19 protein-coding genes are annotated in these 24,151 nt (G+C 66.9%); 12 read left to right on the top strand and 7 right to left on the bottom strand.

The window, feature by feature from the left end:
• Positions 1–226: 226 nt before the first annotated feature.
• The 4 genes from cysS to Pla175_RS07805 all read left to right on the top strand — a co-directional run bounded on the left by cysS (position 227) and on the right by Pla175_RS07805 (position 4,198).
• Positions 227–1,954: a cysteine--tRNA ligase gene (gene cysS / locus Pla175_RS07820; RefSeq protein WP_197527339.1), complete on the top strand. Its 1,728-nt coding sequence runs from the start codon at positions 227–229 to the stop codon at positions 1,952–1,954.
• 82 nt (positions 1,955–2,036) lie between these two features.
• Positions 2,037–2,525, top strand: a complete 489-nt coding sequence (gene ruvC / locus Pla175_RS07815; RefSeq protein WP_145282865.1) for a crossover junction endodeoxyribonuclease RuvC — start codon at positions 2,037–2,039, stop codon at positions 2,523–2,525.
• Between the two features lie 11 nt (positions 2,526–2,536).
• Positions 2,537–3,271 carry an acireductone synthase gene (gene mtnC / locus Pla175_RS07810; RefSeq protein WP_145282862.1) on the top strand — a complete coding sequence of 245 codons (735 nt, stop codon included), beginning with the start codon at positions 2,537–2,539 and terminating at the stop codon, positions 3,269–3,271.
• Between the two features lie 69 nt (positions 3,272–3,340).
• A complete protein-coding gene (locus Pla175_RS07805) occupies positions 3,341–4,198 on the top strand; it encodes a TerC family protein (RefSeq protein ID WP_197527338.1) in 858 nt (285 codons plus the stop codon).
• An 83-nt stretch (positions 4,199–4,281) separates the two neighbouring features.
• On the opposite strand, the gene Pla175_RS07800 is transcribed toward Pla175_RS07805, so the two are convergent.
• The 4 genes from Pla175_RS07800 to Pla175_RS07785 form a co-directional block, all read right to left on the bottom strand.
• Entirely contained in the window at positions 4,282–8,094 is a 3,813-nt protein-coding gene (locus Pla175_RS07800) for a beta-propeller domain-containing protein (protein WP_145282858.1), read from the bottom strand.
• Between the two features lie 104 nt (positions 8,095–8,198).
• The gene (locus tag Pla175_RS07795) at positions 8,199–9,305 is read right to left on the bottom strand and encodes a hypothetical protein (RefSeq protein ID WP_145282856.1); all 1,107 of its coding nucleotides are present in this window, start codon (positions 9,303–9,305) and stop codon (positions 8,199–8,201) included.
• An 84-nt stretch (positions 9,306–9,389) separates the two neighbouring features.
• Positions 9,390–12,308: a serine/threonine-protein kinase gene (locus Pla175_RS07790; RefSeq protein ID WP_145282854.1), complete on the bottom strand. Its 2,919-nt coding sequence runs from the start codon at positions 12,306–12,308 to the stop codon at positions 9,390–9,392.
• Positions 12,305–12,925: a sigma-70 family RNA polymerase sigma factor gene (locus Pla175_RS07785; RefSeq protein ID WP_231954259.1), complete on the bottom strand. Its 621-nt coding sequence runs from the start codon at positions 12,923–12,925 to the stop codon at positions 12,305–12,307. Before Pla175_RS07785 ends, Pla175_RS07790 begins: the two co-directional genes overlap by 4 nt.
• 358 nt (positions 12,926–13,283) lie before the next feature.
• Here Pla175_RS07785 and Pla175_RS07780 point away from each other — a divergent pair, with 358 nt between their 5' ends.
• Together Pla175_RS07780 and Pla175_RS07775 are read left to right on the top strand one after the other, a co-directional pair.
• The gene (locus tag Pla175_RS07780) at positions 13,284–14,270 is read left to right on the top strand and encodes a DUF1559 domain-containing protein (protein WP_197527337.1); all 987 of its coding nucleotides are present in this window, start codon (positions 13,284–13,286) and stop codon (positions 14,268–14,270) included.
• A 26-nt stretch (positions 14,271–14,296) separates the two neighbouring features.
• A complete protein-coding gene (locus tag Pla175_RS07775) occupies positions 14,297–15,586 on the top strand; it encodes an exo-beta-N-acetylmuramidase NamZ family protein (protein WP_145282848.1) in 1,290 nt (429 codons plus the stop codon).
• Positions 15,587–15,694: 108 nt separating this feature from the next.
• On the opposite strand, the gene Pla175_RS07770 is transcribed toward Pla175_RS07775, so the two are convergent.
• Entirely contained in the window at positions 15,695–16,381 is a 687-nt protein-coding gene (locus tag Pla175_RS07770) for a hypothetical protein (RefSeq protein ID WP_145282845.1), read from the bottom strand.
• An 890-nt stretch (positions 16,382–17,271) separates the two neighbouring features.
• On the opposite strand from Pla175_RS07770, the gene Pla175_RS07765 reads away from it, so the two are divergent.
• Positions 17,272–17,469 (top strand): cold-shock protein, encoded by a 198-nt coding sequence (locus Pla175_RS07765; protein ID WP_145282843.1) that lies wholly within the window; start codon positions 17,272–17,274, stop codon positions 17,467–17,469.
• 211 nt (positions 17,470–17,680) lie between these two features.
• Here Pla175_RS07765 and Pla175_RS25865 read toward each other — a convergent pair whose 3' ends face one another.
• The gene (locus Pla175_RS25865; protein WP_197527336.1) at positions 17,681–17,854 is read right to left on the bottom strand and encodes a hypothetical protein; all 174 of its coding nucleotides are present in this window, start codon (positions 17,852–17,854) and stop codon (positions 17,681–17,683) included.
• Positions 17,855–18,143: 289 nt separating this feature from the next.
• Between Pla175_RS25865 and Pla175_RS07760 the strand changes: the two genes are divergently transcribed.
• Genes Pla175_RS07760 through Pla175_RS07750 form a run of 3 tightly spaced genes read left to right on the top strand, consistent with a single transcriptional unit; the run spans position 18,144 to position 20,125 of the window.
• Positions 18,144–18,746, top strand: coding sequence for a glycine zipper domain-containing protein (locus tag Pla175_RS07760; RefSeq protein WP_145282840.1), 603 nt, complete (start codon positions 18,144–18,146; stop codon positions 18,744–18,746).
• 28 nt (positions 18,747–18,774) lie between these two features.
• Positions 18,775–19,905, top strand: coding sequence for an N-methyl-L-tryptophan oxidase (gene solA, locus Pla175_RS07755; RefSeq protein ID WP_145282838.1), 1,131 nt, complete (start codon positions 18,775–18,777; stop codon positions 19,903–19,905).
• Positions 19,898–20,125: a hypothetical protein gene (locus Pla175_RS07750; protein ID WP_145282836.1), complete on the top strand. Its 228-nt coding sequence runs from the start codon at positions 19,898–19,900 to the stop codon at positions 20,123–20,125. The genes solA and Pla175_RS07750 overlap by 8 nt, the downstream gene beginning before the upstream one ends.
• A gap of 48 nt (positions 20,126–20,173) precedes the next feature.
• Here the strand turns inward: Pla175_RS07750 and Pla175_RS07745 are convergent, their stop codons facing one another.
• The gene (locus Pla175_RS07745; protein ID WP_145282834.1) at positions 20,174–21,394 is read right to left on the bottom strand and encodes a cell surface protein; all 1,221 of its coding nucleotides are present in this window, start codon (positions 21,392–21,394) and stop codon (positions 20,174–20,176) included.
• A 137-nt stretch (positions 21,395–21,531) separates the two neighbouring features.
• On the opposite strand from Pla175_RS07745, the gene Pla175_RS07740 reads away from it, so the two are divergent.
• Together Pla175_RS07740 and Pla175_RS07735 are read left to right on the top strand one after the other, a co-directional pair.
• Entirely contained in the window at positions 21,532–22,494 is a 963-nt protein-coding gene (locus tag Pla175_RS07740) for a DUF6384 family protein (RefSeq protein ID WP_145282832.1), read from the top strand.
• A complete protein-coding gene (locus Pla175_RS07735; protein ID WP_145282829.1) occupies positions 22,488–24,041 on the top strand; it encodes a coiled-coil domain-containing protein in 1,554 nt (517 codons plus the stop codon). Before Pla175_RS07740 ends, Pla175_RS07735 begins: the two co-directional genes overlap by 7 nt.
• Positions 24,042–24,151 lie beyond the last annotated feature (110 nt).

Genomic DNA, 24,151 nt, shown 5'->3' with positions numbered 1-24,151 from the left:
AAGGGTGCAGGAAATCGCGGATAATTTGGAAGCCGCGGGTCGTCACATCGGCGTTTATCTGCGTCCATCGGCGGTTTTGATTCCGCGTGGCGCAGGTCCTGATGGTACCTCACCGCGGCCGGGGCTCGCCAGCGGTGGCGACCGATCTTCCCAAGACCGCCCGAAACCCCTTACGCTGTCGCGTTCATCCCGACCCGCATTCCTTCCTCGCTAGCCAGACGCTGCCATGGCCCCGATCCAGATCTACAACACCCTCGCCAAGCGGAAAGAACCCTTTGAAACCGTCCGCCCCGGCAAGGTCGGGATCTACTTGTGCGGCCCCACGGTCTACGGTCAGGCCCACATCGGGCACATGGTCGGGCCGGTGATCTTCGACTGCATCAAGCGGTTTTTGGTGTACAGCGGGTACGACGTGAACTGGGTCGTCAATATTACCGACGTCGACGACAAGCTGATCAACAAAGCCAACGAGCGCGGCATCACGATGCTCGAGGTGGCCGAGGAGAACATCGCCGACTACGAGTCGAACCTCGCGGCGCTCGGCGTCGATCAAATCGACCACTTCCCGCGGGCCACCGAGTGCATGCCGGAGATTATCGCGCTGGTCAAGAAGCTGGTCGACGAGGGCTTCGCCTACGCGTCGGAGGGGGACGTCTATTTCGACGTCGCCAAGGACCGTGAGTACGGCAAGCTATCGAACCGGTCGGTCGACGCGCTGCAGGGCGACGGCGGCGGGCAGGCGGCGCGTAAGCGCAGCGCCGCCGACTTTGCCCTCTGGAAGAGCGCCAAGCCGGGCGAGCCGAGCTGGGAGAGCCCCTGGGGCGCCGGGCGCCCGGGCTGGCACATCGAGTGCTCCGCGATGAGCAAGAAGCTGCTGGGCGAGACGTTCGACATCCACGGCGGCGGACTCGACCTAGTGTTCCCGCACCACGAGAACGAGATCGCCCAGAGTGAGTGCTGCCACGGCAAACCGATGGCCAAGTACTGGGCCCACAACGGGCTGCTGCGCAAGGACGCCGGCGCCGGCAAGATCGGCGGACGCGCCGAACGCGAAGGCCAAGCAGCGGGGGCAGAGCCGGCGGCCCCGTCCACAAGCAACGAGAGCGGCGGCAAGATGAGCCGCAGCTCGGGCGCCGGCGGCTTGGCCGACCTGATCGCCCGTCAGGGGGGCGAGCGGATCCGCTTCTTCTTGCTCCGCACCCACTACCGCAGCACGGTGATGTTCAGCGAGCCGGCCATCGAGGAAGCGGCCGTGGGGCTAGAGACCTTCTACCGGCTGTTTAAGCGGTTCGAGCGTGCATCGAAGGCGGATTTCTACGCACTGACCGCCCCCACCAGCCGCGGCGCCAGCCGGATCTCCCAGGGGGTCGACCCCGCGCTCGAAGCGGCCGAGAAGTGCCGCGAGAAGTTCCTCGCCGCGATGGACGACGACTTCAACACCGGCGGCGCGGTGGCGGAGTTGTTCGAGCTGGCGAAGATCGCCAACAAGTACTGCGAGACGCACGATCTGGAGGGAAAGGGATTGGGGGACGCTGCATCGCTGGCCTCGCTCGAGTTGCTGATGACGACCATCAAGGAGTTGGGTAACATCCTCGGCATCTTTCAGCAGCCCCCTGCCGCCCAAGGGGCCGACGACCTGCTCGACCAAGCGATGCACATCGTCATCGACCTCCGCGCCGAGGCCCGCAAGGCAAAGAACTTCGCGATCGCCGATCAGGTGCGCGACGGCCTGGCCCCGACAGGCATCGTGCTGGAAGACCGCGCCGGCGGCACGGAGTGGACCGGCGGGGTGGACGGCTCGCTCGATGGCGTAATGGCGCTGCTGATCGAGCTGCGTCAGACCGCCCGCAAGAACAAGGACTTTGCGACCTCCGACGCGGTGCGCGACCGCCTCGCGGCGATCGGCGTGGTGCTGGAAGACCGCGCCGGGGGGACGGAGTGGACACGGTCGTGAGCCGCGGTTGGCTCTCGCTTAAGTGAAGATCGTCCCGCGTCCTTCGTGGTTATCTCCTTACCGTCCACCGGCCCCCAATCGAATGCGTATCCTCGGCATCGACCCCGGCCTGAACACCACCGGCTACGGCGTGATCGACGCCTCCGCCGCGCGGGTGCGGCTGGTGGAGGCGGGCATCGTACGCGGCGGGGCCGGCAAGTCGTTGGCGCACCGCGTCGGTGAGATCTACGCCGGTGTGGCCGACGTGATTGAGTCGCTCAAGCCCGAATCGCTGGGGATTGAAGAGCTGTACTCGCACTACGAACGCCCGCGGACCGCCATCTTGATGGGGCACGCGCGGGGCGTGATCGTGCTGGCGGCGGTGCGTGCGGGGCTGCCGGTCACGCACTACGCGGCGACTCAGATCAAGAAGACGCTCACCGGCAGCGGCCGGGCGCCCAAGTCGCAGATGCAGCTCGCCATCCAGCGCGAGCTGGGACTACGGAGCCTCCCCGAACCGGCGGACGTAGCCGACGCGCTCGCTATTGCGGTGACCCACTGGTACGTCGGCTGCCGCTCGCCGGCTTCATAGAGAATCAGAGAATGCACTTAGTTCAAGGCGTGCTGCTTGATGTCGAGGGGACAACCTCCGCGGTGGCCTACGTCTACGACGTGATGTTCCCCTACGCACGCCAGGGGATGCAGGGCTATCTGGACACAAACTGGGGCAGCGAGTCGCTCGCCGAAGCGGCCGAACAGGTCGCCCGCGACGCTGGCCACGCCTCCCTGGACGCGTGGCGGCACGCGTCGGGCAGCGACCCACAGCGGCTGGTGCTGGACGAAGCAATCCGGCTGATGGACGCCGACGTCAAAGCGACCGGCCTCAAGCAACTCCAGGGCCTGGTCTGGCAGTCGGGTTTCGAGTCGGGCGAGCTGCGGGCCCACGTTTTTCCGGACGTCCCCCCTGCCCTGGCGGCGTGGCGGGCCGCGGGCGTCGATGTGCGGGTCTACTCCTCGGGCAGCATCCACGCCCAACGGCTGTTCTTTGGGCACAGCGAAGCGGGCGATCTGCTGCCGCAGCTCAGCGGGCACTACGACACCACCACCGGCCCGAAACGCGAGGCCGCGAGCTACGCCCAGATCGCCGCCGATTGGGGCCTGCCGGCGGCGGGCGTGCTGTTCCTCAGTGACATTGTCGCCGAGCTCGACGCTGCCAGCACGGCCGGCATGCAGACAGCGCTGGTGGTGCGGCCCGGCAATGCAGCGGTCGAGCCGGGGCATGGCCACCCGGTGGTCGAAACGTTCGCGGCCTTGCCGCTCACCGGGGTCGGGCGTTAGAACCCTGGCGGTACGGCGTTTGCTTCGCCGTGCTGTTTCTCCAAGCCCCGACGTTCCAGGATCGATTTGATGGCCGAACTGCTCGCTCCCGGCGCCCTGATCGCCATGCTGACGCTCACGATCCTGGAGATCGTGCTGGGCATCGACAACATCGTCTTCCTGGCGATCCTCACCGGAAAACTGCCGCCCGAGCAGCAACCCAAAGCGCGGACGCTGGGGCTGCTGCTGGCCGCGGTGGGCCGGATCGGCCTGCTGATGGCGATCACGTGGGTCATCACGCTCGACAAGACGGTGCTGTTCACACTGCCGTTCTCGGTAGAGCAGTCCTCCGCCGGAGCGCACGGACCGGCGCCCGAACCCGAATCCAGCACCGAGACGGATGAAGATGAACCGCTAATCGACCTAGAGCACGGCACGCCCATCACCGTCAAGGACCTTGTGCTGCTGCTCGGCGGGCTTTTCCTCATCGGCAAGGCGACCTGGGAGATAGGCCACCAGGTCGACGGCCACGGGCGCAGCAAAGAGAAGAAGGCCTACGCCAGCCTGTCGAGCGTGCTCGCCCAGATCGTGTTGATCGATCTAGTGTTCTCGATCGACAGCGTGCTTACGGCCGTCGGAATGGTTCGGCCGGAGGACTACTCCGCGTTCTGGGTCCCCCTGACCATCATGAGCACCGCCGTGCTGCTGGCGATCGCCGTGATGCTGATCTTTAGCGGCCCGATCGCACGGTTCGTCAATGAGAACCCCAGCGTGAAGATGTTGGCGTTGGCGTTCCTGATCCTGATCGGCGTGGTGCTGGTGGCCGAGAGCCTGCACACCCACATCCCTCGCGGATACATCTACTTCGCGATGGCGTTCTCGCTGGGGGTAGAGATGCTGAACCTGCGGGCAGAGAAGAAGGCGCGGCTGGCCGAGTCTCACGCGTAGGGCGGACCCCGCCTGCCGGCGCCCCTGGCTGCCAAGCGCTGGGTAGAGCGCCGACCGCGAAGCCCGGCAGACGGGCCCCCCCCCTACAATCGGCTCCGCCCGCGGCTGCCCGGGAGGAAGGTGGTCAGGTCGGAGCCGAGCGAGGCGAATGCCCGGTCGTGGGCCATACGAAAATCGTCCGCCTGGTCAACAGAAGGTCCCTCGGCGGCTTCTTGCGATTGTGTCGTCGAGCCCCCAACGGGCTTGCTGTGGCCGAAAGCTTCGGGACCGAGCGCCTCGTCGAGCCGCATGAAACGAAGCGGCCCTTCTGAGACCGCCGCAAACGCCTCGACGGGGGCCGCGCAGCCGCGCGATCGCTGAGGCGTAAGGAAGAACTGTGGCCCGTCGGCCGGCGGATCGCCGACCGTCATCGTCACCGTCGCCGTGCTGCTCAGGCCAGAGGAGTTCATCACGGTGTAGGTGAACGTCTCGACCCCCTCGAAGCCGGGCGCAGGGGTGTAGACAACTCTGCCAGATAGGTCGATGCTCACGCGACCGTCGTGACTTGTGGGCCCGACACTCGTGATCTTCAGGCCGCTCACCTGCTGGACGGGCAACGCGGGATAGATCCCGCAATAGCAAATGTCGATCGTAGCGATGCCGAGCGCGTACTGGCTGTCATCGACGAAGTACCCCCAGCCAGAGAAATCAGGGTCGACATTCACGTCGTTCTGGCGGAGCTGCAAGACGGTAGCGCCGGCGCCGGCCGCCACGCGGATCGCGTCGTCGACAGCCGTTGGGGCGTCCGGCGTGTTCTGCACGTAGACCGAGACGCTGGCCGTTTGCTGGCCGCGGACGGCGTCCAGCACGGTGTAGGAGAAGGTTGCCTGGCCGGTGAAATCGTCCGCCGGCGTGAAGACGAGCGATCTGCCGTCGCCGGCAATCGCCACGACGCCCCCGCTGGCGGGCTGCGTCACCGAGTCGATCGAGAGCACCTGCCCGTCGGCGCCAGGCCGGTCGTTCGCGAGCACGTCGAGGGGGTTGGCGCCAGAATCTTCCACAAGGGTGAAGGAGTCGTTCCACGCCGGCCGTCCGATGTAGATCTCGCCAAGCTGCTCGTCGGGGCTGTTCAGGTTGTGAACATAGACGGCGTTGTTCGATACGGTGATCAGCGACTCCCCAATCCGCACCGCTCGGCGCGGGGCAGAAGCCGCGTCCTTGACGACCCACGAGTTCGTCGGCGTCGCCTGGTCGTGCACGATGGCGCCGGTCTGCTCGAGGGTCGCCCCCCCTGCGTCGTCAAAGGCGACGTGGAAGGTTTCGACAGCCGAATGGTTGAACATCTTCCAGACGCCGCCGCTGTTGATCTTCTCGGTCCAGGAAACCGGGACAGCCAGCACGCCGCTCTGGGCGAAATAGGCGACCGCGTGATGATCGATCCAGGCTTCGGAGGCCGACCCCATCCGATGGTCCAAGTTAATCTGCGCCACGACGAAAGGATGATCCAGGTCGGCCACATTAAACAGCGTCAACTGCAACGGCGCCCCCGAGCCGGAGACATTTGTCGCGTTGCGTCCGATGCCGATGAGGTAGTCCTCGCCGACGGGGTGCAGGTAGTCGGAGAAGCCGGGGATGACGAGCACGCCCCGCACCTCCGGCATGACCGGATCGCTTAAGTCGATGGAGAACAGCGGGTCGGTCACGCGGAACGTGACCACGTACGCCCGCTCGCCCATGAAGCGGACCGACTTAAGCGTCTCGCCGGGGGCCAGGTTTGTGACTTCACCTACCACGCCCAGCCGATTCCCACGCTGTCCCAGCACAAGCAGATTGTTTTCCTGGCGGGTCTGCATCCGCCAGCCGCCCCAACCGGTCATGGACTTCTGGGTGACCGTCGCGGTGGTGACGACGCGCAGCATCCCGTCGTGCTCGTCCGCAGAGAACTGATTCAGCAGCCTGCCGGCAACCACGCCGGTCGCCGCGAGCGGCGCCGAGCCGTCTTCCGCCAGCGTCAGCTTGTAGATGGTCGTCTCGTCGGCGACGGCGTCGTAGCTAAACAAGTAGGCCGAGTCGGCCGAAACGTAGACTTCTGTGTTCGTGTCTGCGACGAAGCTGGTAGCCGGAGCGACCGGGCCCGGCGCGTCGTCGCCGACGTCTAGCGTCACTAGTGAAACGATCGCCTTGGCGCCCGCGAGCGGCTTGTGAACCGCCGACGGGTCGGTCAACAGCCCCGAGGCGACCAACTCCCCGTCGGCGCCGAACGTGCGGAACGACGGGAGCGTCGTCTGGGCGATCGAGTCGCGGACGCGATCGACGTACTCCTCCAGCGTCTCATTCCGCCAAACGCTCGGCGACCCTTGGTAGATTGGCGAGAAGTACGCATCCGTTAGCACAAGCTGCATAGGATGCAACAGCTGCGTTGCGCCGGCCGGCTCCGCTGCGGCCCCTTCCGAGATGAGCACCCGCTCCAGCGGCGGCAGCTTGAACGACCGATTGACGACCAGGTGGATGCGGTCGCCAATCGCCCGCGAATCCGCGATGACGCCGTCGATCTCGGTCCGCTGGACGACGCTCGGCGCCCCGCGATCGCTGACATCCAGCACAACCACCTCGGCCGAGGCGTACGGACTGCCGGTACGCAGCAGGGTGACCCGGTCCCCAAGCAGGTACATGGCATTGAACTGGGAATCGAACTCGGTCAGCGAGACCAGCCGCGGCGCCGCGGGGTCTACCAGGTCCACAATCGCCAGTTGACCGTCGGAGAACGTGTAGAGGTACCGGCCGTCGGTCTCGACGATATCGGCCTCGTCCACTCCTGCGACCTGCACGTTCGTCTCGGAGCGATCAAGCCCGCTGTTCGTGCTGGCGACCCGCGTCATTGCGGCGTCGTAGAGAACGATATCGCTAAGTTGCGCCGACCCGTTCCAGAGGTAGGGGTACGCCAAGTAGTCCGAGTGATATCGGCCGAACTGGCTGGCGTACTGGGCGACCGCGCGGTCGATGACAAACTGCTGAAACTCGCCCTCGCTTGCGAACCGCGACACGCCCGCTGGGTCCGCCACTGGTTCGGCGACATGGACCGTGACCGTCGCCGTTTGCCGTGAACCACCCGTCGCCTCGGCGGTGTACGTGAACGTCTCGTCGCCGACAAAACCCTCGGCCGGCAGGTATTCAACCGACTTGCCGTCTGACGAGATGGAGATGCTTCCCCCTGCGCTCCCCTGTGAGGCGCCGACGACATTGAGTGCGACTTCTTGATTCGTCTCGCGGTAGTGCGACTCACGCGCATAGGCAAACGGCTTGAGGAGCGGGTCGTTGGCGAGCACGTCGAGCCGCGTCGGCTCGACGGACCCGGCCGCGACCGCGAACCAGTTCTCTACGGCCAAGAACTGCGGCGCCACCTGAACCTGGAAGCTGCCGCTGACGGTGTCGTCTTCACCGTCTCCGTAGCGGACGGTGTAGGTCAGGCTAAAGGCGCCTTGGTAGTTCTCTGCTGGCTCAAAGAGCAACCGCCTGCCATCTGCCGACAGGGTGATCTGGCCGACGTAGTCGGGCGCCGCAAAGGAGTCGATCCGCGGAGAGAGCGCCGTCTCGGACAGCAGGTGATCGTTGGCCAGCGGGTCGAGCGATTGAACACCGGTCCCGGCGTCGATGTAGGCCCGGTCGTCGTTCGGGTCGATCTGGTAGGGCTTCGGCTGAACGGCCTGCAAGTTGTACGGCGCTATGGAAAGAAGGTGGCTACCATCGATCCCCGCGAAATCGGCTTCCACGGCGCTATCAAGCAGCACGGTGGAGCCAAACGCTGGGGCCGGAACGAAGCCGGCGCCGTCCATCACGCAGCGGGCCTCGAGCTGCTCGATCCGCAGCTTCTCTCGCCGCTTCGGAGCTTTTCTCTTAACTCGATAGGGTGATGGCACGACGCGACTCCGCGGGTGGCTGGCTGCGATGGCTGACTGAGCAAGCGATGCGACCGCCGAAACGGACTCCGCTTCCTAGTTGGGCCGATCGGCCGCCGCGTTTGTCACGCCGAATCCGACCCCTGCGGCCTTCCGCAGCCACCAGGCCACTCCAAGGCGGGGGTTTCTCGCCGACGTTCGGTCCGAGGCCGCTTGCGACCCGCATGCCGACCGACCACCAACAGGGCGGCCATCGCTAACGAGATGGCCTCCGTGCGGCGGGAATCGCTCCCCACCAGGGGCGCCGCCTGTGGCGTATCTGCGGGCTCCGCGCCGGACGACGACGCATCAGCCGCCAACTCCGCTAGCGCAGCGTCCGCGGCGGCCGGGTCTACGGATGCAGCGTCGTCGTAGGGGTCCGACAAGGACTCCGCTAGCGATGCGAGCAAGGGGCTGGCGGCCGGCGAAGCCGTCGCTGCGACCGTCTCGATGTTGGCGGGCGTAGGGGCAGGCTGCGGATCAAGGTTCGGCGTAGCGGCGCTCGTTTCCTCCGACGGCTTTGGCGGTCGGACCCCCCGAAGCCCGCCGAAAGACGGGTCGGCCGCGGCGACCTCGAAGATGGCCGCACGCGGGGCGATGGTCTCACGCGTCGGACCGTCCGGTTCGAGCCCGGCGGGCGCCTCGGTGGGGAGCCCGGCCGCAGCGAGCTGGGCCGATTGCCGGACCCCCTCTGCCTGTGTCTCTAGCCGCAATGCCGTCGGGCTAGCAGCAAAGTTCAGGTCGACCAGGCCAGAATCGATTCTCGGCGCCTCAACCCCCACAACCGGGATCGACCAAGGTGGCACGGGGATCCGCTCGATGCCCGTGTCGCTGGCCGATGGCGGATCGGGAGACATTGCTGTCCCCAGCGACTCCGGCGGGAGTAGCGTATCGCCGATGTCGTACTCGGTACTCCCATCGACAGCCACCGACCCCGAAAACCCACGGTCCCCGAATCCTTGCACGAAGGTGGAGTCCCATGACAGTCGGACAAAGCCGTCGTCTCTGATCTCAGACGCATTCACAACGACCACCGGAGGGGCCGCGGACAGGTCCAGCGAGAGCCAGGCGTCGGCGGGCTGAAACGCCGCCGCCGTTCCGTCGAGCGCCAGACGGTCCTCACACCTCTCGAACCCGGGCACGCGCCCGGCCGATCGCTGCTTAACGCGGCGGTGTGGGGAAAGAGGGGTCATGCTCGCTGCGTGCGAATGTAGCCATACGGGAACGCCGTAGACGGCGCGTCCTACTTTGCGCTTGATGCGGTTCCAATGCAAGTTCTATCCCTCCTTGTCTGCCAGCCGCTGCGTGAGCGACTCGATTTCCGCCGTTCTACGCACGAGCTGTCGGATCAGCTCCGGCTCAGACGACTCGCCCTGGGCGTCCCGCAGACGCCGGGCCGCCTCGCGGACCTCGCTGGCAATCCCTCGTAGCCGCTCGCTGTCGTCGGGCCACAGCCGGCTGCGGGCCAGGGTCGCCCGGGCGGCGTCGGCCGGCTGGTCGGCCGCCCACAGCACCCGGGCGTAATTCGAGTAGTGCTTGCTGAGCTGTTCGCGGAACTCGCCGACCTGAGGGGCGGCCTCGAACGCCAACCGTTGGTGTTCGATCGCCCCGGCCAGCGCGGCGGCCGCGTCGTCCAGGCGGCCCTGCGACTCGCTCAGCATCGCCCGGTTGTTCAGCACGCCGGCCAGCAGGCTCTGTGGGCCGATGGCCGAGGGCTGGTCTTCCACCAGCTCGCGGGCGAGTGTTTCTGCTTGCGAGAAGGCGTCGTCGGCAGCCGCGACGTCCGCGGTGTGGCCGAGCGCCTGCCCACGGTTGCTCCAGCTCACCGCCAACTCACGACGGTAGTCCACCACGGCCGGCGCCTGTCGCACCAGCGTGCGGAGCAGCTCGATGGCGTCGAGGTGCGAGCTTGCGGCGGCGGGCCAATCCCCCACAGCGCCCTGCAGGGCGCCTCGGTTGTTGTAGGAAAGCGCCAAGTCGCGTCGTTGCGAAGCCGGGGCGTGCTCTGCGGCCGCCAGCGACCTGAGCAGCTCGATCGCCTGCCCACAATCGGCGAGCGCCGCCTCGGCGTCGGATTGCCGTCGGACGTAGCTCCGGTTGTTGTAGGCGACGGCCAGCGCGTGACGCGTCGCGTTGTCGGGGTTGGACCCGATGGCGTCGCCCGAGAGCAGATGCACCGCGTCTCCCAACGCCCGATCGGCGCGGGCGTGGTCGCCGCTGCTGGCCAGCAGCAGCCCGAGGGCGGTGTAGGTTTCGGCAAGCCCGCGGACCGCGTCGCCACGGGCCTCGGGTTCTGGCCCGATGCTCTTGAGCAGCAGCCGCTGGACGGCGATGGCGCTCGCGTAGGCCGCCTCGCCCCCCGCCAGGTCGCCGCGGGCCGCCGCCACGGCGCCGAGGTCCTTCTTGCTCTGCGCCGCGAGGGCAAGGTCGGCGTGTGAAGGGTTTGGCCCGCCGGCGGAGACCAGTTCGGCGGCCCCGCTCGACGCGTCGCGGCAGAGGGTTTCGGCCGCGGCGTAGTCGCCCAGCCGGTACGCAACGACCCCCGCTTTGAGCTGGGTTTCTACCAGCTCGCGGCGGAGCATGGCGTCCCCCTTGGCCTGCTCGATGAACTCTCGGTAGTAACGCAGCGTGTCGGCGAGCACCGACTGTCGCAGCGGCGCCGCGGCCGGCAGCTCGGCCAACCGGTCGGCCAGCCCGCTGCCGAGGCGGTCGACTACCTCGCGCGCCTGCCGGTAATGGGTCTCGGCGCGGGCGAGGTTCGCTTCTGCTTGGTCGAGCGCCGCAGCGGTGCGACGCCCTTCGCGCGCCAGCGCCAGCCCGGCGATGATCGAGACGGCAGCCACCAGCACCAGCGCCGCGGCGGCCACGGCCACCATCCGCCGCCTGCGGAACGCCCACTTGGCGGCGCGGTCGAGCAGCGTCGGTCGGCGGGCGTGGATCGACTCGCCGGCCAGAAAACGCCGCAGGTCGTCCGCCAACTCCTGGGCCGAAGGGTAGCGCTCGTCCCGCGCCTTCGCCAGGGCGCGCATCACGATCGTTTCTAGATCGAAGGGGATCCCAGGATTAAGCTGCCGCGGCGGCGTAATGTCGCCCGACTCGAGGTGCGTCAGCAACTGCTGCCGCGACTTGCCGCGGGTCGCGGAGGTGAGCGTCAGCATCTCGTACAGCGTGGCGCCGAGGGCGAACACGTCGGTGCGGGCGTCCACGCCGGCGCCGTTGCCGTGGGCCTGCTCGGGGCTCATGTAGCGGAGCGTCCCCAGCACGTCGCCGGAGACGGTCACGCTGGAACCGGTCTGGACCCGCGCCAACCCGAAGTCGGTGATCCACAGCTTGCCCGATCGGTCGATCAGCAGGTTCGACGGCTTGATGTCGCGGTGCACGACGCCGTACTCGTGCGCGTGCTGCAGCGCCCCGGCCGCCTGCACGCCCAGCCGGGCCACGGCGCGGCAGTGGCCGCGGCTACGGACCGAGACGCGTGTCGAAAAGGTCGCCTCGTCCGGGTCGCCGCGGAAGGTGCGTGTTGAGCCGGCGCCGGCGGGCGCGCGCTCGCTCACAGGCGCGGTCTCGGGACGCGACCCGTCTGCCTGCTTCATCTCTGCGATGGCTTGCTCAAGCGACTGCCCCGCCACAAGCTGCATCGCGTAGTAGTGGACGCCGCGTTCTTCGCCCACCGCGTACACCGGCACGATGTGCGGGTGGTGTAGCTGCGCCGCGGCCTGCGCCTCGGTGCGGAAGCGGGCGATCTGGCGTTCGTCCAGGACCGATGCAAACGGGAGGACCTTGAGCGCTACGCGGCGCCCCAACGACTGCTGCCGCGCCTCGTAGACGATCCCCATGCCCCCGCGGCCGATCTCTCGATCGAGCAAGAAATCCCCCAGCATCCGGGGCGCCGCGCCGCCCGGCGCGCTCGGCGATTCTGAGCCGGCCGGCGGGGTGAGGTCTGCCGAGGCCGACTCCTTCCGCATGCCGGCCGTCATCTGACAGAGGGCACGCAGGCCCTGGGCGTCGCGGCGGAGCGCCTCGATTAGGTCTGGGGAGCCGGCCGCCAGGCGGTCGATGTCCGGCGGCACGCCGGTCAACTCCAGCTCAACCAGGTATCGGTCGAGAAGTTCTGCCAGGCGCTGATCGGCGTCGTCCTGCGAGGCCCCGGCCAGCGGCGTGGTGGCAGACAGCGTATCGGCTTCACGTCGGGTCATCGCTGGGGCTCCTCAAAGCGTCGGTTCCAACCGTCCCCCATCTGCTCGCGGAGCTGCCGCACGCCGCGCAGCCAAAGCATCCGCACGGCGCCTGGGCTGCGATTCATCCGCTCGCCGATCTGCTCGAACGGCATGCCGCTCAGATGCCGCAGGACGATCACCTCGCGGTAGTCGCGGGGCAAGCGTGCCAGCTCGTCGGCGAGCGCCACCTCGCGTTCCTGCCGTTGGGCGCGGAGGCTGGGCGAGCTACCTGGGTCTTGCAGCACTCCCTCCAGACGAAACGCAGACCGTTCTACGGACGCGTCGATCCGTTCGATGGAAACCTCACGACGCATGTCTCTTTTCTCGGTTCCCAGGTGGTGCTCAACGGCACGGTGAAGGTTGTTCACGAGGACAGCCCGCAGCCAAGCCAGCAGCTCCGCGGAGCTGCCGCCCCGGAACTGCTGGAAGTCTCGGTGCGCTTCATAGAAGGTTTCTTGAACGATGTCCGAAGGGCTCAGACGCGCGCTGAGCCTCTCTTCCATCTGCGCCATCGCCAGCAACCGTAAATAGTTCTTGTAGTGCTCTAGCAGCCCGCCCAACTGTTCGCCCGAACCGAGCCGGGCGTCCGCTAGCATTGCTGCAACTCGAGAGTCCGAGAGACTCATGCTGGGGCCGATCATGGTGACAGAGCGCTATCTTGTTAGGCCGCTCGCCCGGAACATTGTCACGCGCGGAACCGAATTTTCTATTCTGACCAAGTCGGGCGGGGTTTGGACAGGAGAAATCGCCCCACGAAGCGGTCCCGGGGTGGACGCCGCTGGGCGTGGCCGTGCGCAAAAGAGCGAATCGAGAGCCATTTCTGAGCGGTTGACCCCGCACCGCGGGTCGGCATACTGCCCAACGGTAAGTTTTCTGCTCGTATTCGTGGGGTTCATTTTGACGCATCGTTGGAGATATGGCCTCGCGCCAACTTGTCGTGGCCGGTTGCGGGGGATGACGCTGGTGGAGTTGCTGGTGGTCGTCGCCATCATCGGCGTGCTGGCAGCGCTGTTGCTGCCGGCCGTTCAATCGGCGCGAGAAGCGGCCCGCGCCAGCGATTGCAAGAGCCACCTCCGCAATATCGCGCTTGCCTGCGCCAACTACGAGTCGGCCCGGCGGGCGCTGCCTCCGGCGTCCAACAACTCGCCCGCAGAGAAGCTCAACAGCCTCGGCTGGCAGGTGTTCATCTTGCCGTACGTAGAAGAAGCCGCGGTCGCCGCCGACATCCAGGACAACTACGCCGAAACGGCCGAAACGCTGGAACTGGCCAACAGCGTGCAGATACCGCTATACCAGTGCAGCAGCGACCCCGAGATCGAAGACGAACGCGGCCGCAAGTACACGTCGATGCGCGTGATGTCCTACGCCGGAGTGCTTGGCTCGTACGCCAGCCGCGCCGGGGTCCAGCAGTGCAAACGCGGCGATGATTGCGTCGGCGGCGACGTTCCGCTGCTAGGGCCGGTGAACAAGGACGGGCTGATGGGGGTCGACACCGCGGTGCCCGTCCGCAGGGTCTCCGACGGCATGAGCAAGACGGCTCTCGTCGGGGAACGCTGGTACCAGCTTCGCACCTGGACCTTCGGCAGCTATTACCGCCAACGCGACTCGGGGCAGGCCGTCGCGGGCCGGCCCCCGCGTGGGCCCCAGATGCAGACCGCGGTCTGCTCGGCAAAGAACCTCAGCCGCGAGGCGCCGCTCAACGCAGACCTCAACGCAACCGGCTACTACGCGGATCACCTGCCCGAGAACCGCCCCCCGATGCCCGACGGCGCCGCGCAAACGATCTCGTTCAACAACCTGCCGTTCGGCAGCTTCCATCCGGGCGGCGGCCACTTTGCCCTGGGGGACGGGAGTGTTCGCTTCGTGGAGGACGACATCGACGCCGATGCGTACCTGGCGCTCGCCTCGCGCGACGGCGGCGAACTGGCTACGGAGCAATGATGCAATCAAACCGAAAAAGTTCTCCAATGACCGTGCTACGCCGCGTTTGTGTGGCGGGGACGTTACTGGCCTGGATGTTATTGGCCTGGATGTCCCCGGCGCTGGCCGACCCGCCGCTAGCAGCACCGGGCGGTCCCGGAAGCCGAGTGCGACTGGGGATCGATACCCTCCGCGAACAGGGGTTCGCGCCGCTGGCCGGCAAAAAGGTCGGGCTGATTACCAACCACACCGGCCTCGACCGGCAGGGCCGCCGCACGATCGACGTGCTGGCCACGGCGCCCGGCGTTGAGCTGGTCCGTTTGTTCAGCCCGGAGCACGGCGCCCAGGGACTGCTCGACCAAAGCGACATCGGCAATGACGTCGATTCCGCCACGGGCCTGCCAATCGCCAGCCTGTACGGAGAACGCCGCAAGCCGTCCGCCGAGCAGTTGGCGGACCTGGACGTGCTGGTTTTCGACATCCAGGACATCGGCGCGCGATTCTACACCTACGTTTCGACAATGAAGCTGGCGATGGAAGCCGCGGCAGAGGGTGGGCTGCGGTTTGTGGTGCTCGACCGCCCCAACCCCCTGGGGGGCGTGCGGGTCGAGGGCCCGATGCTTGACGACGACGCCGAATCGTTTGTGGCGGCGCACTCCCTGCCGATTGTGCACGGGATGACCGCGGGAGAACTGGCGAAGATGTTCGCCGCCGATGAAGGGTTGAAGCTCGATCTTGTGGTCGTTCCGATGGCGGGGTGGCGCCCGTCTGGCCTGTGGGACGAGACCCGCCTGCTGTGGGTCGATCCGTCCCCCAACATGCGTCGGCTCACTGCGGCGCAGCTCTACCCCGGCGTTGGCATCCTGGAAACAACCAACGTGTCGGTCGGCCGCGGCACGGACACCCCATTCGAAGTATTCGGCGCGCCGTGGGTCGATCCTTGGGAGTTTGCCGCTGCGTTAAACGCAGAAGCGGTTCCGGGACTGGTCGCCGTGCCGCGTTACTTCACGCCAAACTCCAGCAAGCACGCCGACGTGCGGTGCGGCGGCGCCGACCTGATCATTACCGACAGCGACTCCCTCCCGACCGTGGACGTGGGGCTGGCGATCGCTTGCGTGCTGCGGCGGCTCTACCCGGACGACTGGGACCCCGCGGCGTTCAACCGCCTGCTCGGCAGCGAGAGCATCCGTGACGAAGTGCTCAGCGGAGGCGGCTTGGCCGAGTTGCGACGGTTGGCGGACGAGGGCGTTGATGCGTTCCGCCAGCGGAGGGCGCCCTTCCTGATCTACGACCGTGCTGATGGCGACGCAGAGCAGGCTCGCTCCCACGGGTCCTGACGCGCCCAATTACCGAAGCGGTCACGCAAAACACCCCGTCTTTCATGGGTGAAAGACGGGGCGTTTTTGCATGACTCGCTCAGCGGCGCGGCGTTCTACCGCACACCGCTATCTGACATCGATCAGCACCGAACGCTCGCTGGCCGGCGAAGCCTTCGCGCCGCCCTTCGAGGCTGCCGGTGCGGGGATGGACTCGGCGCCCGAACGCACAGAAACATTGGCGCCACGGGCTTTGACATCAACCGACACCCCGGCCGACGGAGCAGGCGGAACCGTGGGGGTCGGCTCGGCGAGCTTCGCCGCATAGGCGGCCAGGATCTCGTGGACGGCCTGGAATTCGGGCAACTGGGCGATCATCGAAAACTCACTTTGTCGGCTCACCGAGTCGAAACGGCGGAGCAGCTTGTCGGTGGCGTTCTCGGAAGTCCATCCGTTCGCGGAGGTTTCGAAGTACGACTGCCAACCCTCGCCTCCGTCGAACAGGTCGAGCCTGGCGTGCAAGGACGCAGAAGCATCCACAAGCAGCGCCCCGAGCTCATCCACCGAAAGCGAACTGAGTTTTGGGGGCATGGGGGACGCGGGCGGAGCGGAACTCATGGCTGCGCTGGCGGTAACGACGCCCGACGCGGGCGTCGGTGAGGCGATTTCGGTCGATTCGACCGCATAGCCTGGGCCGGCAGTGACCACGGTCCGCCCGCCGTAGTAGCCGCCGAATCCCCGGTACCCGTAGGCGCCGTACGGGGCGCCAACCACCACCCGCCGCGGCCCGTAGTAGTAGCCGGGTGTGCGGACCACGGCGCCCGGCGCGTTAACTCGTACGCCTCCCCAGGGCGCAACCCCGACGCCAACGTACGGGGTTCGTACAGAAACGCCTCGTCCCACGCCCACGCTGACCTGGCCCAAGCAGTTGCTGGCCATTGCGGCGCAGGAAGCAAGCGACAGGAATCCTACAAAAAGCGACTGGCGTGACATGGCTAACGGTTCCTCGGGGGTTAAGCGTGGCGGCGGCTGCTCGCCTTGGCGGGTAATTATAGGGCCAACGGGCCCTTCACGCCTAGAACGCCGCTGCGGTCCAAGGCGCACGACCAACATCGCCCAATCCGGCCAGATTCTTGGGCGGACCGGCACGCCCCAGCCGCGGCCAGAGCGATCAAGGGCGTTTGGTCACCGACTTCTCTCTTCCCTGGGCCAGACTCGGCCTCGATTTGCCGCAATTTGGAGCCGGGGTGCGGCGGACACGCAGACCAGACCGGGCGGAAGATTGCGTCAAAAAACCGAATACGTGGCGCCAAACCCGGGAAAAACCCGCAATAGAAAGATTGACCTGTCCGCCCGAGTGTGCTAAGCTTCCTTTGCACTTTGGAGAGTGAAGGCGACCAAGCGGATGCCAGCCAACCGGCTGTCGTTTGTTCCGGCCCTTCGAAAGATTTCGTCTGAGACCACTCTTGTTGGCACTAGCTACCGGTTAGCGGCCATGTTGGGTTTCTCTCGCGTCGTCCTTAGATGGGCCAAATCACGGGTCGAGCCATTCGTGGCTCGGGCGCGGCGGTTTCGGCCCCTTCTGCTCCCTAAGGTACCGCCCCCGCTATCGAGTTGTACTTGGGGGGTGTTGATGCGCTAGGGCAGCGGGTGGGGCACGGCTCTGCTGCCTGCGATTTCACAAACGTGCTCGGAGAGTTAGTTTCGTGGCTGAAGGCAAAATCAAGAAGTTGACGGACAAGGGTTTCGGGTTCATCTCCAGCGAGAAGGGCGACCTGTTCTTCCACCACTCGGCGGTGGAAGGCGGAATGTTCGACGAGCTGCAGATCGGGCAGTCGGTTGAATACACCGAAGGCCGTGGCCCCAAGGGCCCGCGGGCTGAAACCGTCAAGGTGGTCGGCTAGTCCGCCCGTCTAGGCAAGAAAACAAATACTGAACGTACAGCACCGCCCGCCTGTCTCGATGAGACAGGCGGGCGGTGTCTATTGGCGCCCTGCGGTATTCTTGCGGCGCGGCGCTTCGAGGGCCGGGCGGGTAGTCGCTTGGTGTACGCTCGGCGGACTCTCGTCCGCCGCTCGGTCGTGGAAGTGGCGCCGGCGTCGCGCTGCCGAGAATCTACGCCGCTTGCGCCCGACCCAACGCTTCGCAGTCGACGGGCGTTAGCTTGGCGACCGATTGCTCGATCCGCTGGTTCAGGCTATCCAGCTCGCTCAGCAACGATTGAAGACGCGTCTCCATCCTTGCTAGCAACATCGAACGGGCCTCTTCGGCGGTGTTTGCAATAGCCATGCGGGTTGGCTCGGCGGATGGGGGGGGTGGGATAGGCGGCCGACCGAGTGGAGATCGTCGCTGCCGGGCGCCACGGCGCCGGGCTTCTGGGCCGTGCCGGCAGTGAGTTGCCGCAATCGTGTGAAACGGTAACGGTCGCAGCGGACAGACCGCCTGCGGCGAAGCTGGCGCCATGGCCCAATAGACCCGCTCAACTGCCGTGGCCCGGTCCGCCGATATCCCCTAAGAAGCACTGCGCCGCGGCCGCGCACCTACGCGCGGTCCGGGCCTAGATCCCACCGAGGATGCCATGCGAGCTTTTGTTGGATTGCTGTTGGCGTGTGCCGTTTCCGCGTCGCCGGCGGTTGCGCAGAACACGCAGCGTGGGGCCGCGGTAGGCGGCGTGACCGGCGCGATTGCGGGCGCCCTGATCGGCGACCACAACGGCGAGGCCGGCGCCGGCGCGGCGATCGGCGGCTTGGTTGGCGCCGGAGTCGGGGCCGTCTTTGGCAACGCCAAGGACAAAGAGCAAGAGCAGGCCCGCTACTACGCCCAGCAGCAACGCGCCGTGGCCGTGCAGGCCGCGGTCTCTACCGCCGACGTGGTGGCGATGTGCCGCAGTGGTCTCTCGGACTCGCTGGTTGTGAATCAGGTTAGTCAACGCGGCGTCCAACGCCGTCTGGAAGTAGCCGACATCATCCAGCTCCACCAGGCAGGTGTGAGCGAGCCGGTGATCTCCGCGATGCAGCACGCCCCGGTCGGCGGCCCGCCCGTCTACCAGTCGGCGCCGCAACCGGTAATCGTCGAACGCCACTACGCGCCCGCCCCGGTGTATTATGTAGCTCCGCCTCGCCCGCGGGTGCAGGTGATTTACGGCGCCCACTACGGTCGCGGCCACCACCACCACTGGTAGGCCTGGGTCCCTCCTACCTCGCAAGGCCATGCCGAGCTACGACGCCATCGTGATCGGCGCCGGCGGGGTCGGCAGCGCCGCGATGTGGCGACTGGCGCGGCGTGGACTCCGCGTGTTGGGGATCGATCGCTTTGCCCCGCCCCACTCCCACGGCAGCTCTCACGGCCACACGCGGATGATCCGCCAGGCCTACTTCGAGCACCCCGACTACGTGCCGTTGGCCTTGCGTTCGTATGCGTTATGGGCCGAGCTAGAAGCCGAGTCGGGCGCCAAGCTGTTCTGCCCTACGGGCCTGGTAGAGTTCGGACCAGCCGACGGGGTGGTCGTCCCGGGCGTCAAGCGTGCGGCTAGCACACACGGGCTGCCGATCGAGCCGGTCGGCGACCGCTGGCCGCAGTTCCGCGTGCCCGAGGGCTGCGCCGGCGTCTTTGAGCCGACCGGCGGGGTCCTCTTTGTCGAACGCTGCGTCGAGTCGTGCCTCAAGGCGGCGCGGACGCTGGGGGCGGAGCTGGTAGTCGACACCGAGGTTCTTGGTTGGGTCCCAGAGGGGGACGGCTTCAGCGTGCAGACCAGCGGCGGCGCGTACCGGGCTGGTCGCTTGGTGATTACGGTCGGTCCGTGGGCGTGCGCGATGCTCGGAGAGATGGGCGTCCCGCTGCGGGTCCGTCGCAAAAGCCTGTTCTGGTTCGGATCGGACCCGGCCGCCGATGCGAGCCTGATGCCGCCGTTCTTGTTCGAGTTGCCGAGCGGGGTCTATTACGGTCTCCCGTCGTTCGACGCACGGGGCGTGAAAGTGGGCGATCACGCCGGCGGGCAGCCGGTCGATGATCCGCTGTTGGTCGACCGCTCGATCGACCTACAAGAGGAAGCGGATTTGAAGAGCTTCGTCTCTGCTTGCATTCCCGCGGTGACGCAGCGCCGGACCGACCATGCGGTCTGCCTGTACACGATGAGCCCGGACGAGCACTTTATCGTCGATCACTGGCCTCACGAGCCACGCGTCGTCTTCGCGGCCGGGCTGAGCGGCCACGGCTTTAAGTTTGCGCCGGTGCTGGGCGAGGCGCTGGCGGACCTGGCCATCGACGGCGCCAGTCCGCTGCCGGTCGGCTTCCTGGGGCTTTCCCGCTTCGCCACAGCAGGTAGGGTGCAACGTGGCTGAAGACTGGGACGAACCGGACGACGACGCGACCGACCCCTGCCCGGAGTGCGGCGCCCAGGTCTACTCGGACGCGGACCAGTGCCCCGAGTGCGGCCACTGGTTTGTTGACGGAGAAGCCGGGGGCCAGTCGTGGAGCGAGCGGCAGCCGCGGATGCTCGCCTGGATGGGTTACGCGGTGGTGGCGCTGATCGTGCTGTGGATTGTTGTCACGATGTTGTGACGCACGCCGACGGGGCGGAGCCCGTCGGCTATTCGCACGGTCGAGCCGCTACTGCAAGTCTTGGCCGAGGGCGAACTTGCCCAGCGTCTCTTGGTAGCGGCGTTTGCCCTCTTCCACCACCTTGCGGATCTGACGGGCGTTTTCTTCGCTCTCTTTGCGGAGCTCTGCCACCATCTGCAGCGACTCGATCTGGTAGTCACTGATCGCCCTGACGAGCTTTTCTAGCGACTCCGGGCTCACCGTGCTGCCGTAGCCCGCCTTGAGGGCGGCGCGTTCTAGCTCGCGGCCGAGCACCGCGACGTCTTCTAGGCTCTTGTTGACCCCTTCCTTGAGCGCCTCGGTGCTTTGCGTCGCTTCGTGCAGCCCCTGCTGGCTGGTGTAGACGGTGCCGAGGATCGTGAAGACGTGCTCGTTGGTGGTGAAGAAGGTCACCGCGCGGCGGTAGACCTGGTCCTTCACGTCGTGCGTCTGCTTCAGCTTGGTGACCAGCGTCTCGCCGACGTCGTAGCCGATCGAGAGGTTCTCGGCGATGTCCTTCAACAACTGGTAGACGCGGTCTTCGCGTTGGTAGGCGTCGTTCGCCTCGTCGCGGGCCAGCTCGAGCCGCGATTGTTGGCTCTCGTCGTCCCCCTTGTAGTCGTTCACGGCCTGCTGGGCCGCGGCGAGGGCGGCCTTGGCCGCTTCGAGGTGGGGGATCTGCTCTTCGAGCACCTCACGCGCCAGCACCTCGGCCTCCTTCAGTGCGAAGCGGAAGTCGATGTAGCCGTCCATGATCTGCTGCTCGCGGACCAACTGGTCCTTGGTGTCTTTGCAGACGTCCTGGTAGGTGTCGACGATCTTCTCGAACCGTGAGTGGGGCGAGCCGCGGCGGAGGTTCATCCAGCGGTTGCTCATCCGCTCGGTGAAATTGATCTTGCCGTCGTCGAGTTGGGCGATCAGCCGCTTTGAGTCTTCGCGGATCGAGTCGAACGCCTGGCTGATGTCGAGGTAGCGATTGCCGACATTAATGTTTTCTACGTTGTCGCGCACCAACTGGTTGAAGGCGCTCATGTGCTTCACGACGCCGGCGATCGCGACCACCTTCGGCTCGTCGACGTGCCGGACCTCTTCCAGCAAGCGGACCAGCTCGCTCTGGGCCTCTTCGCCCGGCTTGAGCCCGAACTTTTCCAGCACCTCCTTGGCGCGGTCGAGGTACTTCTGCATGCCGGACCCTGAGCCGGACTTGGCGTCGAGGGTCGGCTCGGTCTTGACGGCGGTCTGCGAGGCCATAGCGGTGCTGCTAGACAAAGGGACAACGGGGAATTGGTTCTGCAACGGAAGTAGACAATAATCGCGGCGCCGCGACAAGAATCCTTTGAACCCAAGGCGAGTCGTCGGCGTCAGCCGCCGGCTCGCCACGAGAACGCATGCCCGCCGCACAGCAAACCGCTCCGCCCCCCGCCGCCGCGGAGCTTTCCGTCGCGGAGATGACGCGCATCATGGACGTGGCGGGCACGCTGCGCCGCGAACGCCGGATTGCCGAGCAGCAGCTCAGCCGCGACGAAACCAAGCAGATGCTGCGAGAGCGGCTGCTGGAGGCGGCCCGTGTTTCGGGCGACCCGGTGACCGAGCAAGAGATCGACGCCGCGATCGCGGCCTACTTCGAGAACCTCCACGAGTTCAAGCCGCCAGAGCCGGGGATGGAGACGTTCGCGGCGAGCGTCTATGTCCGCCGCGGCCCGATCGCCAAATGGGCCGTCGGGATCGCCTCGGCCGCCGTCCTGTGGTGGGCGCTCGCAACCAGCGGCGTTCTGCCGGGGACGGCCCGCAACGAGCGGATCGCGGACGACCTGCTCGGCCAGATCCAACAAAGCGCCGCGGCGGTGCAGGAAATGGCCGTCGTCCCCGACGTACAGGCGAGGGTCGATTCGTTCGTCAAGTCGGCCGAAGCGTTCCGCGAGTCGGGCAGGCCCGAAGACATGCGGAGCGTCTTGGCGTCGATCGCCAGCCTCGAGTCGACGCTCAAGCAGGAGTACACGCTGCGGATTGTCCAGCAGCCGCGATCGGGCGTGGAGCGGAACTTCGAGGACGAATCGGGCAAACGCGTGAGTGGCCAGTACGTGATCGTCCAAGCGCTCGACTCCGCGGGCCGGCCGCTGCCGATGGAGATCCGCGACGCAGAAACGGGGCAGCTCAAGACCGTCACCACCTGGGGCGAGCAGGTCCCCGAGGCGGTCTTCGAGCGGATCGCCGCGGACAAGCAGGCCGACGGCGTTCTCGACGAGGCGGTGTTCGCAAGCAAAGAACGCGGCAAGACAGACGTCGAGGTGCAGATGTCGGGCGCCGAGGGCGCCCCGGTCGCACGCGGAAGGCAAATCACGCAATGGTAAACGCCTACACCCGCGGCGCCGATGTCCTGCGCGTGCTCGAGTCGGCGGCGCGCGCCGCCCGCTCCGATGCCGAACGCCACACGCGGGGGACCGCCGAACTCGAGTCTCACATCCAGGCCGACCTGCGTGAGCGGGCGGGCGCCCTCGAGCAACTGGCAGAGCACTACTTGCCGCGGCTCGACCGCGAGACCGTCGCACGCTCGATCCGAGAGGTGCGCGGCGAGGTTTCGGAGCTGCTGGCCCGCAAGCAGCAGCGCGAAGCGGAGCTGCGGCAGCGATGGGAGGCCACCCTCGACGCACGGCAGGCGATCGAGGGAGAGTTGGAGCAGGCCACGGCGTCGCTCAACGAGCTGGTCGAGCGTCGCGAGTCTCTCGAACTGCGGTTGGCAGAGACGCTTCAAGCAGACGCGCAGTTCGCAGAACTCTCGGCCAAGGCGATCAAGTCCGAAGCCGCCCTCCACCAGAACGAGCAGCGCGTCGCAGAAGCCAAGCAGGAGGCCGAGGCGAAGCTCCCCGCGTACGAGCGGAGCCGCATGTTCAAGTACCTGGTAGGGCGCAACTATGGCGCGCCCAGCTACGCCGGGCGCGGGCTCACGCGGCGGCTCGACCGCTGGGTCGCCAAGCTGGTGGACTGGCCCCGGGCGCGGCAGAGCTACGATTTTTTACGCATCACCCCCGAGCTGATGGCGGCCGAGGTCGAGCGGCGGCGGAGCGAGTTCGCCGGCTTGATGGAGCAGGTCGAGGCCATCGAGCAGCAGCACTCCGACGCGATCGGGCTGACGGCCGCGCTCACCGAGGGGGTCCGAGCGGGCAAGCAACGCGACGCACTCATCACCCGCCTCGAAGCAGAGCAGGGCCGGCGCGATGAAATCGAGCAAGAGCAGCACGCGCTGGCCCAGCGTGAGAACGCCTTCTACAAGCAGGCGGTTGATCGTGTCGAGCAGGCGCTCGGAGAGTTGAAGGAGTCCGCCCTCGCGGCGCGGGCGCGGGCGACGCCGGAGACGACCGACGACCGCTTGGTGGAACAGATCGCCGCGCTCAATCGACGGGTCGCGGAAGCCGGCCGGCAAGCCGCCGATGTCCGCGCGGATGGCCAGAAGCTGGTTGCCGGCGCGGGGCAACTGGCCGACATTGCCCGTCGGTTCCGGTCGCACGAGTTCGATTCGGTGCGGTCGGTGTTCCCCGAAGGCTTCAGCCCGGCGTCGTGGGTCGATCAACTGCTGCGGGGCGAGTTGAGCGCAGAGAAGCTGTGGACACAGCTAGCGACCCAACAACGTTTTGCCCCCCACTGGGTAGAGCGCGAGTACGGCCGCCGCGGCGGCGTGATGGACAGCGAGTTCTCTTACGTGCTGATGCGTGTGCTGGCCGAGGCGGCCGGCGCCGCGATCCAGCACGCGGCGCGGGGGGGGTTTGACATGCGATCGGGGGGAGGGAGCCGCGGCAGGTGGAGCCCCCCCCGCCCTTCCCTGCCCCGCCGCCCGGCTGCGCGGGCGCCATCGGTCCGGCGTCCGACGGGAGGCGGGTTTACGACCGGGCGGGGGTTCTAGGCTACCGGAAAGCGGCGGAACTTCAGGCCGTTCCGCGGGTCAGTTCCTCCTAGCAACGCTACAATAAGTGGGGTCCACCGCACACTACGGCGAGCCGCCCCCACGCGTGC

Origin of the sequence: Pirellulimonas nuda (assembly GCF_007750855.1) — a bacterium.
Classification (GTDB): Bacteria; Planctomycetota; Planctomycetia; order Pirellulales; family Lacipirellulaceae; genus Pirellulimonas; species Pirellulimonas nuda.
Note: the sequence above shows the minus strand (reverse complement) of the source record. Positions and strands in the feature narration are given on the sequence as shown.

Coding starts and splice junctions, on each gene's coding strand:
- cysS (WP_197527339.1), top strand. CDS start 227: ATGGCCCCGATCCAGATCTACAACACCCTCGCCAAGCGGAAAGAACCC.
- ruvC (WP_145282865.1), top strand. CDS start 2,037: ATGCGTATCCTCGGCATCGACCCCGGCCTGAACACCACCGGCTACGGC.
- mtnC (WP_145282862.1), top strand. CDS start 2,537: ATGCACTTAGTTCAAGGCGTGCTGCTTGATGTCGAGGGGACAACCTCC.
- Pla175_RS07805 (WP_197527338.1), top strand. CDS start 3,341: ATGGCCGAACTGCTCGCTCCCGGCGCCCTGATCGCCATGCTGACGCTC.
- Pla175_RS07795 (WP_145282856.1), bottom strand. CDS start 9,305: ATGACCCCTCTTTCCCCACACCGCCGCGTTAAGCAGCGATCGGCCGGG.
- Pla175_RS07790 (WP_145282854.1), bottom strand. CDS start 12,308: ATGACCCGACGTGAAGCCGATACGCTGTCTGCCACCACGCCGCTGGCC.
- Pla175_RS07785 (WP_231954259.1), bottom strand. CDS start 12,925: ATGCTAGCGGACGCCCGGCTCGGTTCGGGCGAACAGTTGGGCGGGCTG.
- Pla175_RS07780 (WP_197527337.1), top strand. CDS start 13,284: ATGACGCTGGTGGAGTTGCTGGTGGTCGTCGCCATCATCGGCGTGCTG.
- Pla175_RS07775 (WP_145282848.1), top strand. CDS start 14,297: ATGACCGTGCTACGCCGCGTTTGTGTGGCGGGGACGTTACTGGCCTGG.
- Pla175_RS25865 (WP_197527336.1), bottom strand. CDS start 17,854: ATGGCTATTGCAAACACCGCCGAAGAGGCCCGTTCGATGTTGCTAGCA.
- Pla175_RS07760 (WP_145282840.1), top strand. CDS start 18,144: ATGCGAGCTTTTGTTGGATTGCTGTTGGCGTGTGCCGTTTCCGCGTCG.
- solA (WP_145282838.1), top strand. CDS start 18,775: ATGCCGAGCTACGACGCCATCGTGATCGGCGCCGGCGGGGTCGGCAGC.
- Pla175_RS07745 (WP_145282834.1), bottom strand. CDS start 21,394: ATGGCCTCGCAGACCGCCGTCAAGACCGAGCCGACCCTCGACGCCAAG.
- Pla175_RS07740 (WP_145282832.1), top strand. CDS start 21,532: ATGCCCGCCGCACAGCAAACCGCTCCGCCCCCCGCCGCCGCGGAGCTT.
- Pla175_RS07735 (WP_145282829.1), top strand. CDS start 22,488: ATGGTAAACGCCTACACCCGCGGCGCCGATGTCCTGCGCGTGCTCGAG.